This is a genomic window from Allobosea sp. TAB14, from assembly GCF_052113865.1.
GTDB lineage: Bacteria > Pseudomonadota > Alphaproteobacteria > Rhizobiales > Beijerinckiaceae > Allobosea > Allobosea spartocytisi.
The window spans coordinates 16716-33067 of the sequence record NZ_JBFRDQ010000013.1; the positions used below are offsets into that span (position 1 = coordinate 16716).

Sequence of the window (16352 nt, forward strand, 5' to 3'; positions counted from 1 at the left end):
GGCGCCGCCAAGCTCCATAATCGATAGAGAATCACGAGGGGGAACGCGTGCTGAAGATTCTGGGGCGCCTGAGCTCGGTCAATGTCCAGAAGGTGGTATGGGCCGCAGGCGAAACGGCGCAGGCGTTCAAGCGGATCGACATCGGTGGCCCGTTCGGCGGCAACCGGGAGCCGGCCTATCTGGCGAAGAATCCCAACGGACAGGTGCCGGTCCTTGAGGATGGCGACGTCCATATCTGGGAGTCGAACGCCATCGTCCGATATATCGCGGCGCGATACGGTCGGGACACGATTTGGGAAGAGGATCCGGCGCGGCGCAGCGAAAGTGATCGCTGGATGGACTGGGCCCTCGGCGAACTGCAACGGGTGATGGTGCCGGCGTTCTGGGGGCTGATGCGCGAGCCGGCGACAGCCGATCCCGCCGAGATCGCGAGCTCGATCAGCCGCACCGAGCATTGCCTGGACATTCTTGAGGCCCATCTCGCCAAGGGTCGGAGCTATGTCGGCGGCGATCGTTTCGGCATGGCCGAGATCGTGCTGGGCCCAAGCGTGCACCGATGGCTGAACATGCCGGTGGCACGGGCGCTGCGGCCGCACCTACAGCGATGGTACGAAAGTATTGCGGCGCGCGAGGCGGCGCAGGTCGCTCTTCCGCTCCCAATCGCATAAAACGCTACATGAACGTGCGCCTTTGGCTGGCGCAGGAGCCTTAAAGTTGAGGTGCCGAAGGCCGGCATTAGGCCGGCTACGACCGGTCGCCAAGCTTGCTTTGTAATCTCCGCTTCCTGGCAGGCGCCGAACGGCAGCTTCAAGGGCGCCAAACCTAACCTTCCGCGTAGGCCTGCTCCTTCTTCGCTCGAATTGCGGGCAGGATCATGCTGACGAGTAGAAGCGCCGAGATCACAAGCAACGTCGCACTGATCGGACTCTTCACGAAGATCGAGAGATCGCCCTCGGAGAGCAGCAGTGCGCGTCGGATGTTCTCTTCCATCATCGGCCCGAGCACATAGCCGAGAATCAAGGGGGCGGGCGGGCAGCTCAGCTTGGCGAAGACGTAGCCGAGGATGCCAACCGCTGCGCAGAGATAGACGTCAATCGAACTGTTGTTGAGGCTGTAATTGCCGAGCGCGCAGAACAGGATGATCGCGGGGAAGAGCCAGCGATAGGGGATCGTCAGCAGGCGGACCCAGATCCCGACGAGCGGCAGGTTCAGGGCGACCAGCATCGCATTGCCGATGAACATGCTGGCGACGACGCCCCAGAACAGCTCCGGATTGCGGGTCATYACCGAAGGCCCGGGCTGGATGCCGTTCATCACCAGCGCGCCGAGGATGAGCGCCATCGTTGCAGTACCGGGGATGCCTAAGGTCAGCATCGGGATGAAGGCGGTCTGCGCGGCGGCGTTGTTGGCCGCCTCCGGCGAGGCGACGCCTTCGATYGCACCCTTGCCGAAGCGCGAGGGGTCGCGGGCAAGCTTCTTCTCGACCATGTAGGAGGAGAAGGAGGAGATCGACGGCCCGGTGCCAGGCAGGATGCCGAAGAAGGAGCCGATCGCGGTGCCACGCAGCGTYGGCAATGCGGCGGTCTTGAGGTCGCTCCAGCTCGGCAGCAGTCCGCCGATGGTCTTGGTGAAGACCTCGCGGGTTTCCTTCTGCTCCAGGTTCGAGACGACCTCTGCCACTGCGAAGATGCCGACCGCAAGCACGGTGAAGCCGATGCCGTCGGCTAGCTCGGGCAGGCCGAAGGTGTAGCGCTCGATACCGGAATTGACATCCGTACCGACGAGCCCGATCAGCAAGCCGAGGATGACCATGGCGAGCGCCTTGAGAAGGTCGCCATGGGTCAGGACCGATGCCGCGACGAGGCCGAGCAGCATCAGCGCGAAATAGTCCTCCGCGCCAAAGCGCAATGCCCAGCCCGCCAGCGGCACGCCGAGCGCGACGATCAGGATCGTGCCGATGCAGCCGGCAACGAAAGAGGACAAAGCGGCGATGGCGAGCGCGGCTCCGGCGCGGCCCTGGCGTGCCATCTGGTAGCCGTCGAGGCAGGTGACGGCCGAGGAAGTTTCGCCCGGCAGGTTGACCAGGATCGCCGTGGTCGAGCCRCCGTACTGCGCGCCGTAATAGATGCCGGCGAGCATGATGACGGAYGCCACCGGCGAGAGCCCGAAGGTGATCGGCAGCAGCATCGAGATGGTGACGAGCGGACCGACGCCCGGCAGCACCCCGATCAGCGTTCCCAGCAGCACGCCGAGGAAGCAATAGGCCAGGTTCTGCAGCGACATCGCGACGCCGAAACCCAGCATGAGGTGATCGAGGAATTCCATCTCAGAGGTTCCAGGCGAAGAGCGGGTAAGGCAGTCGCAGTCCCCAGACGAAGACGGCCGTCGCGAACACCGCCATGATCACGGCCAGCACCGAGACCTCGCGCAGCTTGAATTCATGGCCSGCATAGGCCGAGGCCGCGACGAGCAGCATCACTGCGGGCACGAGACCGAACCGCTCGATCGYCGCKCCGAASAGGACGATCGAGAGGGTGATGAAGGCGAGCGGCAGCCACGCCCAGATCCCCTCGACCGTGACGCCGCTGCGCAGGCCGCGGATGAAGATGAGCGCGCCGAAAGCGATGAGAATGATGCTGAGCGCGCGCGGAAAATAGCCTGGCCCCATCTCGACGGAGGTGCCGAAGCTGTAGCGGAGCGCGATGACGAGCCCGACGGCCCCGAGCGCAATGAAGATCAGGCCGGCAATGGCGTCCTGGTTCGAGATCGATTTGAGCTTCATGGAGCCTCCCGGCGCGCCAGCGACAGCGGCGGCCTCATGGCGTGTCTTGAATGAGAAAGCGCAGATGGGCCGGCTTGGGTCCCAGGATCGACGTGTCCCAAGCCGGCACGGCGCGTCAGGACGACGGGCGCCTGGAGCASCCGCCCGCAGCTCAGTCGGCGACCTTGATGTCGGCCGTCTTGATCACGGCGGTCCATTTCGGCACGTCGGATTTGATCAGCGCYGCGAACTCGCCCGCGCTGCTACCGGTCGCCTCTGCACCGGCCGCGCGCAGCTTCGCCTGCGTGTCTGAGTCCTTCAGCACCTTGTTGAGCTCGGCGTTGATCTTCGCGACGATCGCATCGGGCGTGCCTGCCGGAGCGGCCAGGCCCCACCACGTGGCGGCATCTGAGTTCTTGATGCCCTTCTCGTCGAAGGTCGGCACGTCCGGGAATTCGGCGTCGCGCTTGGTCGCGAACAGCGCGATCGGGCGCAGCACGCCCTCCTTGATCTGCACCGAGACCGAGGGAACCGAGGAGACGTAGAAGTCGACGCGACCGCCCATCAGATCCGGCAGCGCCTGCGACGCGCCCTTGTAAGGAATGTGCCGGAACTTCACCTGCGCGATCTGTTGCAGCAGCTCGCCCGCCAGATGCGAGCTCGTGCCGATGCCGGGGGACGCAAAGGTCAGCTTGCCGCCCTTGTCCTTGGCCGCCTTGAGCAGATCCTCGACGGTCCTGATCGGCGAATCCTTGCCGACAACGAGCACCTGCGGCGCCGACGCGCTGAGCCCGATCGGCGCGAAATCCTTGATCGGGTCGTAGTTCGCCTTGCCGAGGATCGGGTTGATCACGAGGTTGGCGTTCTGCGCCATCACGATGGTGTAGCCGTCGGCGGGCGCTTTGCCGGCGAGACCGAGGCCGACGCTGCCGCCGGAACCCGGCTTGTTATCGATGACGATGGTCCAGCCCGTCGCTTCGCCGAGCTTCTGCGCGACCACGCGCGAGACCACGTCCGTGCCGCCGCCGGGCGGGAAGGGAACGACCATCCGGATCGGCTTGGTCGGATAATCCTGGGCGACGCCAGGCCCCGCCAGCAAGGCTGTCAGCGCGGCTGCCGCGAGAATGCGCATAGGCTTCATGATGTTTCCTCCGTTTATGTTTGTGGGAGACAGCCGGCCGCCCGGCCTTCTCCTTCGGGTGGTCAGTGGTTCTGCATCCCCCATTTGCGGATCGTCGCCGCCTCGATCGAGCGGAAGACGATGCCTTCGACCGCAAGGCCGATCAGGATCACGGTCAGGAGGCCTGCGAAGACGGTCGCCGTCTCCAGCGCGTTGCGGGCCTCGAAAATGTACCAGCCAAGGCCAGCCGCATTGCCGGAGACGCCGAAGACGAGCTCCGCCGCGATCAGCGTGCGCCAGGCGAAGGCCCAGCCGATCTTCAAACCGGCGAGGATCGAGGGGAACGCGGCCGGGATCAGGATGAAGATGACGAGCCGCAGGCCGCCCAGCCCGTAATTGCGCCCGGCCATGCGCTGCGTCTGGCTGACCGAGAGGAAGCCGGTGAAGGTGTTGAGCGAGACCGCCCACAACACCGAATGGACGATGACGAAGACGATGCTGGAGGTGCCGAGCCCGAACCAGAGCAGAGCCAGCGGCAGGATCGCGATCGCCGGCAGCGGATTGAACATCGCGGTCAGCGTCGCCAGCAGGTCGGTGCCGACGCGGGTCGAAACGGCCAATGTCGTCATCACCGCCGACAGCGCGATCGCGGTGCCGTAGCCGATCAGCAGCACGCGCAGCGAGCTTGCGGCGGCGCCCGGCAGTCGGCCCGACGACATGTCCGCCCACCAGGCTGAGAGCGTGTCGCTGAGCGAGGGGAACATCAGCGGGTTGCCGACCCAGCGGGCGTAGACCTCCCAGGCGATGCCGAGCCCGACCAGGACCAGAGCGCGGCGCACCGCCGTGATCGCGAAGATGCCTTCCCACAGACCGATCGGCCGGCTGATCTCGCCGATCCGGCTGATGTCCTCCGGCTCGCGCTCGATATCCGGGCGCGGCCGGTTGCGCAGCTGCGTGACGGTGGCGTCAGTCATGGGCCGTCTCCTGCGTGCCGAAGAGCATGCCGTTGATCTTGCGGTTGAAGGCCATGAACTCCGCGTCGCCCTGGTGCTCGTGGCTGTAGGCGGTGGCATCGAGCTCGGCGCGGACCTGGCCGGGATGCGGCGTCAGCACCAGGATGCGCGAGCCCAGGATGATCGCCTCCTCGATCGAATGCGTGACGAACATCAGCGTGAAGCGGACATCGTCCCAGAGTTCGAGCAGTTCCTCCTGCATGCGCCGGCGCGTCAGCGCGTCGAGCGCGGCGAAGGGCTCGTCCATCAGCAGGATGCGCGGCTCCATGGCGAGCGCCCGCGCGATCGCGACGCGCTGCTTCATGCCGCCGGAGAGCATGTGCGGATAGACGTCCTGGAAGCGCTCAAGGCCAACCTTGACCGTCGCGCGGCGGGCGCGATCCCGGATCTCGCTCTTGGGGAAGCGGCCGGAGCGGCGCATCGCGAACATGACGTTATCGAGCACCGTCAGCCAGGGCATGAGCTGGTCGAATTCCTGGAAGACCATCATGCGGTCCGGGCCGGGGCGGTCGATGACGCGCCCGTCGAGCTTCATCGTGCCTTCGGTCGGGCTCAGGAAGCCGGCGACGCATTTCAGCAGGGTCGACTTGCCACAGCCCGAGGGGCCCAGCAGGATGAAGCGATCCTGCTCCTTGACGTCGAAGGAGACGCGATAGGTCGCGGTGACCAGCCGGTCGCGGGTCTTGTATTGCAGGGTCACGCCATCGACCTGCAGCAGCGTCTGCACTCCGGCCCGGACGGCAACGCCCGGCATCTTTTCGGTCGCGAGCATCAGCTTCCCTGCCCCTGGCTGACCGGCGGGAACATGATGTCCTGCCATTTGGCGGGCGCTTCCTTGAGCTCCCCGTTGCGCTGCATGAAGCCGGAAAAGGCCATCATGCCCTGCGGTTCGACGGTGAAGGTCTGGGCCTTGATCGCGGCCTCGACCTCGGCGGGGGTGAGTGCGGTCTTCTCGACCTCCATGTAGAGCTTGGCCGCCTGGGCGGGGTTCGACTTGATCAGATCCATCGCCTCGCGCAGGCCCGCGACGATGGTGGTGACCGCGGCCGGGTTCGCACTCGCGAACTTGCTTGTCGCGCCGAGCAGCGCGCCCGAATAGGAGCGGCCGATGATGTCGTTGCCGTCGACGACCTTGAAGCATTTGCCCGACGATTCGAGCGTCGAGATGAAGGGCGGGGCGGCGAAGTAGAGCTGGATCGCGGCCTTCGAGATCAGCGCCGCCGTCGCATCCGGATGCGGCATGATCACCATCTGCTTGTCGAAGCGTCCGGCCTGGCCGGGTCCGAAGGCCTTCTCCGCTGCCATCCTGAGCAGGATCGCCTGCGGCGCGGTCGTTGCGGTGACCGCGATGCGCATCTCGGGCTTGATGTCGGAGACGGACTTCACCGAAGGATCGTTGGTGTAGAGCGTCAGAACGGCTTCGTTGCAGGCGGCGATGCCCTTGATGTCGAAGGAGCCGCGCGTCTTCAGCCAGGCGGCGAGCAGCGCGGTCGGGCCATAGGCGCCGACCTCGAGATTGCCGCTGAAGATGCCGTCATTGATCGCCGGCGAGCCGCTGACGCGCTGGACGGCGAAGGTCGTGTCGCCGATGCCGTTCTCCTTCGCATGTTTGGCGAAGAGCGAGAGCTTGTCGGCGACGGTGGTCGCCAGATGACTGGTGCCGAACTGGATGGCGATGGTCACGGTCTTTTTCGACTGGGCGCGGGCTGGCAAGGCAAGGCCGCCAAAGGCGGCGGCGCCGAGCGCGAGCGTGGCGCGGCGTGAAGGGTGGATCATCCTGCTTCCTCCTCGTCGTTTTTTGCTTGTTGCTTTTGCCTGCCGGCTCAGTCGCCGGCACCGTTCGCGACCGGCGCGAAGAAGGTGTCCTGCCAGCGTGCGGGCGCCTTCTTCAGCATGCCGATCTTCGTCATGAAGCTCGCATAGGCCATGATGCCGTGCGGCTCGGTCGACCATTTGTTGTCGCGGATCATCGCGGTCAGCGCGTCCTTCGAAAGATTGAAGGGCTCCGACTTCAGATAGATCTCGCCGGCCTCCGCGGGCTTTGCCTTGATGAAGTCCTCGGCCTGCGCGATCGCCGCGACGATGCCTTTCGCCACCGCCGGCTGCTCGGTCATGAACTTGCCTGTGGTGGCGAGCAGCCCGCTCGTCGCGGGATGTCCGAGGATCTCCTCCGACGTCGTCACGACGTGCAGCTTCGGATTGGCCTCCAGCACCGTGATGAAGGGGTCGTTGGCGAAATAGCCGTCGATCGCCGTCGAGCCCGAGGCCATCATGGTCGCCGCATCCGGATGCGGCAGGCTGACCATCATCTTGTCGAAGCGGCGGATGCCGGCTTCGCCGCGCTGCTTCTCCGCAGCCATGCGCAGCAGGATCGCCTGCGGCGTGTTGAGCGCGGTCACGGCGATGCGGGAGCTGTCGGGGAAGTCGGCGACGGTCTTCACCTCCGGCTTCGATGTGTAGAGCGCGTAGCGCCCCATCGAGAGCGGCGTCAGGCCGCGGATGTCGTAGGAGCCGCGCGTCTTCTCCCAGGCGACCAGCATGCCGGGCGTGCCCATCGCGCCGAGCTGGATGGTGTTCGACAGCAGCCCGTCATTGATGGCGGGGGCGCCGCTGAACTTCTTCACGACGACCTGCGTGCCGGGAGCGCCGGCCGCCTCCACTGCTTTGCCGAAGAGCCCGAGCGCGTCGGCGACGATGATCGGCAGATAGCCGATGCCGTTCTGCATCGCGATCGTCACGGTGGTGGCTGCGCGTGCCCGGAGCGGTAGCGCGCCGACCGCGAAGGTGGCGAGGCTGCCCTTCAGGGCGCTGCGACGCGAGATCTGATTCATCAGTATCCTCCCAAAATAGAGAGCGGCTTCTCGAGGGCGCTCTTCAGGCGGCAGCCGCCGCGTAGTCCGGATTGACGTTGGCGCGCGGGTCGAAGGGCTTGCCCTCGATCACATCGAGCGCCTGCTCGATCGCGCGCACGCCGACACGCTCAGCCGCTTCCCGGGTATTGGCGCCGACATGCGGAGTCATCACCACGTTCTGCAGGCCTGACAGCGGGTTCTCCTTCGGTGGCTCGACCGGGAAGCAGTCGAGGCCGGCTCCGACGAGCGCACCGCTCGTCAGGGCCGCGGCGAGCGCCTCATGATCGATCAGGCCGCCCCGGGCAGTGTTGATCAGCATGGCGCCGCGCTTCATCAGCCCGAGGCGGCGGGTGTCGAACAGGTTGCGGTTCTCGGCCGTCAGCGGAACATGAAGGCTGACGATGTCGCTCTCGCGCAGCAGCGCGTCGAGATCGTCCACGATCTCGACGCCGTCGAGCTTGCCGCGGAAGAAGGGATCGTAGCCGCGGATGGTCATCCGCAGCGGGCGCACCAGTTCAATCAGCGCCGAGCCGATGCTGCCGAGCCCGACCACGCCCAGCGACTTGCCCGAGAGCTCGCTGCCGAAGCTCGTCGCCTTGTCCCAGTGGCCGCCGCGCATGCGGGCGTYGAGCCAGGCACTCTGGCGGGCCACGGCGAACATCAGCCCGAAGGCATGCTCGGCGACGGATTGCGCGTTGGCGCCGTGGGTGATCAGGACCGGGATGCGGTGGCGCGTCGCGCTGGCGAGGTCGATCGTGTCGACGCCGATGCCGTGCTTGACGATGACCTTGAGCGAAGGTGCGGCCTTGATCACCTCCTCGGTGACATGGGCGGCGCGGACGATGATCGCGTCCGCCTTCTCGSCGACCGCCAGCGCGGCGATCTCGGCCGGCGGCGTGTAGGGCGCGACCGTGATGATGCGGGCGCCGCGGCGCTCCGCGGCATCCATCGCCGGCTTCGCCAGCGCCGCACCCGTGACAATGATCGTGGCAGCCATGTTTCCCTCCAGCCTCGCAGCCCGATGGCGGGAAGGTGTGGTCAGCGCAGCCCTTCAGCGGCGGACCTGGCGCTTCTTCCCTGCGGCATCGGGCGCTTGCTGCGCCTCTTCGCCGGGGCGGCCTCGCAGACCGTCCCATCTGCAACGACCTAGCACGGCCGAGCAGGGAAGCAAAGATAAAATGAAACGGCGTTTCAAAAAAATCGTTATGGATCGAGTCCGCCGCCGAGGGCATGAGTCAGCACGCCGGCCGATTGCTTGAGGACCGGGGCGATCTTCTCCGCGCTTTCGCTCGTCAGGCGTGAGGCCGGCCCCGTCAACGCAAGCGCGCCGAGCAGCCGCCCACCGGCCCCGAAGACCGGTGTGGCGATCGAGGCGACATGCGGATCGGTGACGCCGCTGGAATAGATCGGTGTCTCGACGGCCTTGTCYTCGGCGCTGCTGGTGGGATCGAAACGACGCAGAACCTGTGCGATCGAGGAGGCATCCATCGGCCGCAGATCGCCCGGCCGGACATGCATCCGCAAAGGCGAGGGCGAATCGACCCGGAACAGGCACAGGCGCTGGTCGCCGCGGCGGATATAGAAGGAAGCCGTCTCGCCGGAGGCGGCCACCAGAGCTTCCAGCGCCGGCATGACATGGGCTTCGAGCGCGAAGGATTGGAGATAGACCGAGCCCAGCCGCGCGATCTCGGTGCCGAGCCGATAGCGGCCGTCGTCGAGCCGCTCCATCAGCCCGAAACGCTCCAGCGAGATGCACAGGCGCATGATGGTGCTCTTCACCAGCTGCGTGCGCTGCGCCAGCTCGCTGAGTTCCAGCGCATCGTCGCCACGGCGGAACGCGGTGAGAACCGTCAGCAGCCTGTCGGCCGATGCGACGCCCTCCAGCTTCGGTCGCGCCTTCGCCTTCTTGTCGAGCATGGTTCCAAGCCTCCGCGACGCCGCTTCCAGGTCGCGGCCGCCTTCAGTCTTGATGCGAGAACATCGCCGATCCTGCAACATCGAGCTTGGCGCGCAGGATCGAGCCCGTCTGCGATTCCGTGATGAAGAGATCGCGTCCTTCCGGTCCGCCGAACGCCAGATTGGTGGTCGATATCCCGGCGCAGGAGCGGATTCGCAGGAGCGGCTCGGCCGTGCGTGACAGGCGCCAGACGGAACCGAAGCCGGTATGGGCGATCATGAGCCCGCCTTCGGCATCGAGCGCCAAACCGTCCGGCCCGCCGAGCCCGCCATGCAATTGCGCGAAGACGCCGACTTTCGTCGTCAGGCCGCTGTCGTTGAGCGGCAGGCGCCAGATCTGCTGGGCCCGCGTCACGGCGATCAGCAGATGCGTCATGTCGGGATCGATGACGATGCCGTTGGGGCTGGGAATGGTATCGAGCAGACGCGTCAGCCTGCCCTCTTGTGTCAGCCGATAGACGCGGCCGGTGGCGTCGTGCAGCCCGGTCTGGCCCTGATCGGTGAAATAGAGGTCGCCGTTCGCCGCGAAGACGAGATCGTTGACGCCCTTGAAGCTCTCGGAGGCTGCCGTCTCCAGAAACGGCGTCACCGCCCCGCTTTCGGGCTCGAGCAACATGATGCCGYGCTTGTAGTCGGTGATGAAGATGCGGCCGTCGCGGTGGATCTTCAGCCCGTTCGGCCAGCCATCATATTCGGCGACGAGTTCCCACTCGCCCGCAGGCGAGATGCGGAATATGCGGCCAAACGGTATATCCGTGACATACAGCCGGCCCCGCCGGTCGAAGCTCGGTCCTTCGAGGAAGGAGTCGATCGCAAGCCCGCCGCGATTGGCCGCGGCCCAGGCCGTYGCACGAGGCTTGCGGAAGCGATCGGGCAAGCGCGTGAACACGGTGGTGGCGACCTCGGGTGGCGGCGCAAAGAACATCAGCCTGTCTCCGTGAGCGAGAGGTCGAGACGATAGGTTTCCATCGCCGCGCGGTGAAACAACCAGGCCCGCTCATGAGGGGAAAAGCTTGCGACGATCCGCTTGAAGCCGTTCCAGAGAACGCCATAGCCGACCATGCCCTTGTCGACCGGGAAATTGCTTTCGAACATGCAGCGCTGCGGCCCGAAGAGCTCGATGCAGCGCAGGATATAGGGCGACCAGGCCTCTGCCAGCTGTTCGGATGAAGGTGGCAGCAGCGCCTCGTGGAAATCGAAGCCACCGACCCGCATCGCCAGACCGCCGAGCTTGACGCGCAGGTTCGGCCGTCGAGCGAGGGCAGCCATGGCGGCCGACCATTGCGCGAACACCTCGTTGCGACGCCCGCGATAGGGGCCTGCACCGAGAGGGCCTCCGCAATGATCGAGCACGATCTTCGTCTCSGGGCAGGCATCAGCGAGCGCCGCCACCTCGTCGAGCTGTGTGTGGTAGGCCCAGATATCGAGGACGAGACCGCGATGAGCGAGTTGCCTTACCCCAGCGGCAAAGGCCGGATCGCGCATGACGCCCTYCTCGGGCGGAACCGGGTTCGAGGCGATCGCCGGATCGGAATGCCAGGCCGTCTGATTGCGGATGCCGCGCAAGCGGCTGCCGCCGGCGCGCGACAACGCTTCGAGCACGGGCTCCAGCCGCTCACCGAGCCGCAGATCGGCATGCGCGACGATGCCGGCACAGGCCTGATGCCGGCCATAGAGCCCACTTGCTGCCTGGGCCGCGACACCATTGGCGAACTCAACCTCGCCGACGGGCTTGAACGCCTCCGGCAGGTCCGGGCGGTACATCGAGCGGCTCTGGACGAAGACCGTGGCCCGGATATCGTGGCCGCTTGCCATATCGGCGAGCAACTCGTCGAACAAATAGCGCTGGCCCTGCGGCCGATCCCAGAGATGATGGTGCGCATCGACGATCGGCAKGCCCGAGTCGAGCGCCGCTTCATCGCGCAGCGCCAGCCAGTCCGGCCGCACCGGGACATGAGTCGGCGCGGCCATGGCCGATCAGGCCTCGATCTCGCAGCCCAGCTTGGCGAGCGCGGCATCGACCCAGCTGCGATCGTTGCGYCCTTCATGGATCGCGGTCATCTGCTTGGTCTCGGCCTTGTGCTTGGCGTCGGCAGCGGCATAGACCGCCTCGACCTCGTCATAAGGCACGCAGAGCAGGCCGTCATCGTCGCCGATCACGAGGTCGCCGGGCGCGATCACCATGCCTTCGATCGCAATCGGGACATTGATCTCGCCGGGGCCGTTCTTATAGGGCCCGCGATGGCTGACGCCGGCGGCGAAGACCGGGAAATCATGCTCGCGGATCCAGGCGCTGTCGCGGATCGCGCCATAGATGACGATGCCGGCGAGGCCACGCTTCTGCGCGTGGGAGATCATCAGTTCGCCGATGAGCGCATTGGTGAGGTCCCCGCCGGCGTCGACCACGACAACGTCGCCCGGCGATGCGAYATCGAGCGCCTTGTGGATCATCAGATTGTCRCCCGGACGCGACTTCACCGTAACCGCCGGGCCGGCGAGSRCGCCGCCGCCATGCAGCGGCCGCAGCTTCGCTCCACCCGCCGTCATGCGGGACATCGCGTCGCTGACATTGGCGACCGGCAACGCGCGGAAGCGCTCGACGACGTCTGCRGACACCTGGCGGYGCCGCTTGAGAACACGAAATCCGACCATCCCTTGGCTCCCTGATCCGCTCGGCGGTGCCCGGTGATCGTCGCCGATTGACAGGGYGCYGCGAYGCGGAATAGCTTTTTTGAAACGACGTTTCAAAAATAACTTTCGGAGGAAACATGCAAGCTCTTTTTTCGCGCCGGGCCCTATTGGCCGGCTCAGCTGCCGCAACGGTAACCGCCATGACGATGGTGCGTCCCCGCGCGGCYGAAACCGCGACGGTGACGATGGCGATCCAGTACGGATATGCCTATTTGCCGGTGACGGTCGCGGAGAAGCTCGGCCTCTTCGCAAAGCAGGGGGCGGCGGCGGGGCTGCCTAATCTCACCGTCAAGATCCAGAARATCAGTGGCGCTCCGGCGATCAACGACGCGCTGATCAGCAGCTCGATCGATATCGGCGCCTATGGCCTGCCCGGAATGCTGATCGCAGCCGAGAAGACACGAGGCTCCATCGAGATCCGRGGACTGGCTGCCCTGGTAGCGGGCGATAACGGGCTCTACACCAACAAGCCCGAGATCAAGACGCTTGCCGACTTCAAGCCGACGGACAAGATCGCGGTGACCTCGACCACGGGCCAGCAGGGCCTCCTGGTCCGCATGGCGGCGGCCAAGGCCTTCGGCGAGGGCCAGTCACGCCGTCTCGATACCAACATGATCCAGCTSCCGCATCCTGATGCGACGTCGGCCTTGATCACCGGCGGGACGATCAGCGGCTATGCGGCGCCTCACCCCTATAGCGACATCGTCGAGAAGAGCGCGAATGTCCGGCGACTGTTCTTCTTCTCGGACTATCTCGGCGAGCGCGTGACGAGCGGCCTGCTCGCCAGCAAGCGCTCCTTCGTCGAGGCAAATCCGCAGGCTGCCAAGGCGATCGTCGCCGCCATCGATGAGGCCGGAACCTACATCAAGGCAAACCCGCGCGAGGCGGCCGAGATGTTCCTCGAATCTGAGAAGTCATCGCTGGACCTCGACGAGACCGAAAAGATGCTGAAGAGCGTCTCGGAGGAATGGGGCGTCCAGCCCAAGGGCGTGATGAGCTTCGGAACCTTCATGGCCAAGGCCGGCCTACTGAAAGCGCCGCCTGCCAAATGGCATGACACGTTCTTCCCCCCGGTCGCGGCAGGCGAAGGCACCTAAACGCAAGTCACGGACCGGCTGGAGCGAATGTCCGGTTTAGGGCACGGACCGAAAGTCAGCTATTGGCGCGATGAAGCCGGCCAGTTTTTCAGCCGTCATTCAGCGCAGATGCTCCGCGTGCCGGCAGCAGCACTCCTGGGCTCCGTTGACCTGGGAAGCCGGCGTCACGACTGAACCAGACGCGATGGCTCCCCTACAAGACCTYGAATCTTCCGACATAAGCGGCCAGCTCATCGGGCGTCCCCTTCGGGAATGCCTGTCTGAGATGGTCGAGGAAGGCCGACACGCGCGCGCTCAGCAGGCGGCGGGTCGGATAGAGCGTCCACAGCGTAATCTCCGGTCCTCCCACATCGCCCCAATGGATCAGCTTGCCGTCGCCGAGATCGTGACTGACGAGCGATATCGGAAGACGCCCAGCACCCACCCCCATTCGCACGGCATCCCGCACCATGATCAGCGATGACAAGCTCAGGACCGGATTGACTGCGACCTCCGACTTACCCTTTGGGGTCTCGATGTTCCAGACTTCGCCTTGGCGGGCAGGGCCACGCACGACGACCGGAACGGCCGATCCATCCATAGGCCTCYGCAGTTTCGGGCTCGCTACCACCACCAGCCGGTCTCGGAGGAAGACCCGTCCGACGAGGCTTTCATCGGGCTCGGGATTGACCCGGATGACGAGGTCATAGGCCTCCTCGACCATGTCGACAGGTCGGTCCTCGGTCGTGACCTCAAGCCGGACATCCGGATATTTCAGCGCAAAGTCTGCAGCCAGCTTCCCCATCGCGATCTGGGAGAAGAGCAACGGCGCGCTGATCCGCAGCCGGCCTCGCGGGCTGTGTCCCCCTGAGGCGATTGCCGCAGCCGTCTCGCCCAGTTCGGTGAGCAGTTGGCCCGTCCGCTCGAACAGGGCCCGTCCTTCCTCGGTTAGCTTCAGGACGCGAGCCCCACGCTCAAACAGTCTTAGGTCGAGGCTGGCTTCCAATTCCGCAACACGGCGCGACAGCGTCGCCTTCGGGCGTCCTGCGGCGCGCGAGGCTTTTCCGAACCCTCCGTRRCGRGCGACSARRTTGAAATCGGCGAGGGCRAGMAGGTCCATGTGTTYCACCAGTGAGACGGTCTGTCCAGATATRGCGTCTATTGGCGCGGATGTGGATCGCTAAATTCAGGGCAGCCAAACGGCTCAACCCAGGAGCAACCCATGACCATTCTCGTRACCGGCGCGACCGGCAATGTCGGCCGTAACGTCGTCGAACAGCTCRKCASCCGYRGCGCCGATGTSCGYGCYCTCGTYCGCGATCCCGCCAAAGCCAACTTCCCAGCCGGCGTCAATGTCGTCCACGGCAATTTGCTCGATGTCGACTCGCTGCGCGGCGCCATGTCCGGCGTCTCGACGCTGTTCCTGCTGAACGGGGTCGTCGCCGACGAATTCACTCAGGCGCTGATCGCGCTCAACGTCGCCCGCGAGGCGGGGATCGAGCGGATCGTCTACCTCTCGGTGATTCACAGCGACGTCTACGTGAACGTGCCTCATTTCGCGGGCAAGTTCGGGGTCGAGCGCATGATCGAGCAGATGGGCCTCAACGCCACCATCCTGCGCCCGGCCTATTTCATGGACAACGAGATCACGATCAAGGACGTGGTCACCGGCTACGGCATCTACCCGATGCCGATCGGCAGCAAGGGTCTTGCGATGATCGACGCGCGCGATGTCGGCGAGATCGCCGCGATCGAACTGATCCGTCGCGAGCAGTCGGCCACGCCGCTCCCGCTCACCCGCATCAACCTGGTCGGTCCCGATACACTCACCGGCGCAAGCGCCGCAGCCATCTGGTCGGATGTCCTCGGCCGCACCATCGCCTTCCCCGGCAACGATATCGCCGCCTTCGAGCAGAACCTGCGCCAGTTCATGCCGAGCTGGATGGCGCTCGACATGGGCCTGATGGCCGAGCGCTTCCTGACCGACGGCATGCTCCCCGACAGTGGTGACGTCGACCGCCTCACCACCCTGCTGGGCAGGCCGCTTCGCTCCTACCGCGACTACGTCGCGCAGATCGCCGGCTGACATCCGCCATTCCGAACAAACCGACAAGGACCATCGTCATGATCTATTCGACCGCCACCGTCCCGGTGAATCCGGCAGGCGAGACCAAACTCACCCGCGCGCAGGTCTGGAAGGGCCTGGAGCTGAAGGCGCGCGATGCGCGCCTGTTCCTTCCGCCCGGCTTGTGCACCCGCTGCGACGTAACGGAGGAAAGCGCGACGCATTTCGTGCGCGAGGCCACCATCGCCGGTGCCGACCTGCGCGAGATCATCACCCTCGAACCACAGAGCAAGGTGACCTTCTTCCAGGCGACCGGCCCGCGCGAAGGCGCGATCATCAACGAGCTGTTCGAGGATGAAGCAGGCGAGCTGCAGCTRAAATTCTACTGTTACCTCGGACTGCGCGGCAAGGCGCCGAACGGTCCCGAGGARCACSTCGAACAGGCCCAATTCGACAGCGACAAAGGCTACAAGGCCGCCCTCCTGTCCACGCTCAAGCGCACCCGCGAGATGCTCGCCGAAGGCAAGCTCTGATCCTCGCCTCCCTCATGATCCAGCGAACAGCAGGAGGGCACATCACCGATGTCTGGTCCGCGATAAAGGTTGGCAATCTGCAATTGCCGCGTCGCCTCGCATGGCGCCGACGACGCGCAGCCGGGCCAAGCCCGACGGCATGCTCSGCGACCTCGCGCCCRAATATTACGCCCAATGCGCGAAGATGAGCCTGCTATAGGTAGCAGGCTTCCGAAGACGGGCAAGGCTATACAAACAAGCCGGCCATCACTCACTCACGACCAGGATTTTCACTCCCGGTATTTC

At 65.4% G+C, this 16352-nt stretch carries 17 protein-coding genes; 4 read left to right on the forward strand and 13 right to left on the reverse strand.

Going from position 1 to position 16352, the window contains the following annotated elements; translation table 11 throughout:
• Positions 1-47: 47 nt before the first annotated feature.
• Complete coding sequence (locus AB4Y99_RS03295) at positions 48-668, forward strand: glutathione S-transferase family protein (RefSeq protein WP_441522353.1); 621 nt, start codon at positions 48-50, stop codon at positions 666-668.
• A 154-nt stretch (positions 669-822) separates the two neighbouring features.
• Here the strand turns inward: AB4Y99_RS03295 and AB4Y99_RS03300 are convergent, their stop codons facing one another.
• From AB4Y99_RS03300 to AB4Y99_RS03355, 12 genes are all read right to left on the reverse strand, one after another.
• A complete protein-coding gene (locus AB4Y99_RS03300; RefSeq protein WP_441522354.1) occupies positions 823-2325 on the reverse strand; it encodes a tripartite tricarboxylate transporter permease in 1503 nt (500 codons plus the stop codon).
• Position 2326: 1 nt separating this feature from the next.
• Entirely contained in the window at positions 2327-2782 is a 456-nt protein-coding gene (locus tag AB4Y99_RS03305) for a tripartite tricarboxylate transporter TctB family protein (RefSeq protein ID WP_441522355.1), read from the reverse strand.
• Positions 2783-2933: 151 nt separating this feature from the next.
• Positions 2934-3902 carry a Bug family tripartite tricarboxylate transporter substrate binding protein gene (locus AB4Y99_RS03310; RefSeq protein ID WP_441522356.1) on the reverse strand — a complete coding sequence of 323 codons (969 nt, stop codon included), beginning with the start codon at positions 3900-3902 and terminating at the stop codon, positions 2934-2936.
• 62 nt (positions 3903-3964) lie between these two features.
• The gene (locus tag AB4Y99_RS03315) at positions 3965-4855 is read right to left on the reverse strand and encodes an ABC transporter permease (RefSeq protein WP_038366260.1); all 891 of its coding nucleotides are present in this window, start codon (positions 4853-4855) and stop codon (positions 3965-3967) included.
• Entirely contained in the window at positions 4848-5666 is an 819-nt protein-coding gene (locus tag AB4Y99_RS03320) for an ABC transporter ATP-binding protein (RefSeq protein ID WP_441522357.1), read from the reverse strand. Before AB4Y99_RS03320 ends, AB4Y99_RS03315 begins: the two co-directional genes overlap by 8 nt.
• Positions 5666-6670, reverse strand: a complete 1005-nt coding sequence (locus AB4Y99_RS03325) for an ABC transporter substrate-binding protein (protein WP_441522358.1) — start codon at positions 6668-6670, stop codon at positions 5666-5668. Before AB4Y99_RS03325 ends, AB4Y99_RS03320 begins: the two co-directional genes overlap by 1 nt.
• A 47-nt stretch (positions 6671-6717) precedes the next feature.
• On the reverse strand, positions 6718-7725 hold the full coding sequence (locus AB4Y99_RS03330; RefSeq protein WP_441522359.1) for an ABC transporter substrate-binding protein: 1008 nt from the start codon (positions 7723-7725) through the stop codon (positions 6718-6720).
• A 43-nt stretch (positions 7726-7768) separates the two neighbouring features.
• Positions 7769-8743 (reverse strand): hydroxyacid dehydrogenase, encoded by a 975-nt coding sequence (locus AB4Y99_RS03335; protein WP_441522360.1) that lies wholly within the window; start codon positions 8741-8743, stop codon positions 7769-7771.
• Between the two features lie 206 nt (positions 8744-8949).
• Positions 8950-9663 carry an IclR family transcriptional regulator gene (locus AB4Y99_RS03340; protein WP_038366253.1) on the reverse strand — a complete coding sequence of 238 codons (714 nt, stop codon included), beginning with the start codon at positions 9661-9663 and terminating at the stop codon, positions 8950-8952.
• 43 nt (positions 9664-9706) lie between these two features.
• Positions 9707-10630 (reverse strand): SMP-30/gluconolactonase/LRE family protein, encoded by a 924-nt coding sequence (locus AB4Y99_RS03345; RefSeq protein WP_441522368.1) that lies wholly within the window; start codon positions 10628-10630, stop codon positions 9707-9709.
• A complete protein-coding gene (locus AB4Y99_RS03350) occupies positions 10627-11673 on the reverse strand; it encodes an amidohydrolase family protein (RefSeq protein WP_441522361.1) in 1047 nt (348 codons plus the stop codon). The genes AB4Y99_RS03345 and AB4Y99_RS03350 overlap by 4 nt, the downstream gene beginning before the upstream one ends.
• A 6-nt stretch (positions 11674-11679) precedes the next feature.
• Positions 11680-12354: an RraA family protein gene (locus AB4Y99_RS03355; protein WP_441522362.1), complete on the reverse strand. Its 675-nt coding sequence runs from the start codon at positions 12352-12354 to the stop codon at positions 11680-11682.
• Between the two features lie 179 nt (positions 12355-12533).
• Between AB4Y99_RS03355 and AB4Y99_RS03360 the strand changes: the two genes are divergently transcribed.
• Positions 12534-13490: an ABC transporter substrate-binding protein gene (locus AB4Y99_RS03360; RefSeq protein ID WP_441522363.1), complete on the forward strand. Its 957-nt coding sequence runs from the start codon at positions 12534-12536 to the stop codon at positions 13488-13490.
• Positions 13491-13683: 193 nt separating this feature from the next.
• Here AB4Y99_RS03360 and AB4Y99_RS03365 read toward each other — a convergent pair whose 3' ends face one another.
• Positions 13684-14589, reverse strand: coding sequence for a LysR family transcriptional regulator (locus tag AB4Y99_RS03365; protein WP_441522364.1), 906 nt, complete (start codon positions 14587-14589; stop codon positions 13684-13686).
• 102 nt (positions 14590-14691) lie between these two features.
• On the opposite strand from AB4Y99_RS03365, the gene AB4Y99_RS03370 reads away from it, so the two are divergent.
• Both AB4Y99_RS03370 and AB4Y99_RS03375 read left to right on the forward strand, forming a co-directional pair.
• Positions 14692-15555, forward strand: a complete 864-nt coding sequence (locus AB4Y99_RS03370) for an SDR family oxidoreductase (protein WP_441522365.1) — start codon at positions 14692-14694, stop codon at positions 15553-15555.
• Positions 15556-15593: 38 nt separating this feature from the next.
• Entirely contained in the window at positions 15594-16067 is a 474-nt protein-coding gene (locus AB4Y99_RS03375) for an SRPBCC family protein (protein WP_441522366.1), read from the forward strand.
• The last annotated feature ends 285 nt before the right edge of the window (positions 16068-16352 follow it).

Coding starts and splice junctions, on each gene's coding strand:
- AB4Y99_RS03315 (WP_038366260.1), bottom strand. CDS start 4,855: ATGACTGACGCCACCGTCACGCAGCTGCGCAACCGGCCGCGCCCGGAT.
- AB4Y99_RS03320 (WP_441522357.1), bottom strand. CDS start 5,666: ATGCTCGCGACCGAAAAGATGCCGGGCGTTGCCGTCCGGGCCGGAGTG.
- AB4Y99_RS03325 (WP_441522358.1), bottom strand. CDS start 6,670: ATGATCCACCCTTCACGCCGCGCCACGCTCGCGCTCGGCGCCGCCGCC.
- AB4Y99_RS03330 (WP_441522359.1), bottom strand. CDS start 7,725: ATGAATCAGATCTCGCGTCGCAGCGCCCTGAAGGGCAGCCTCGCCACC.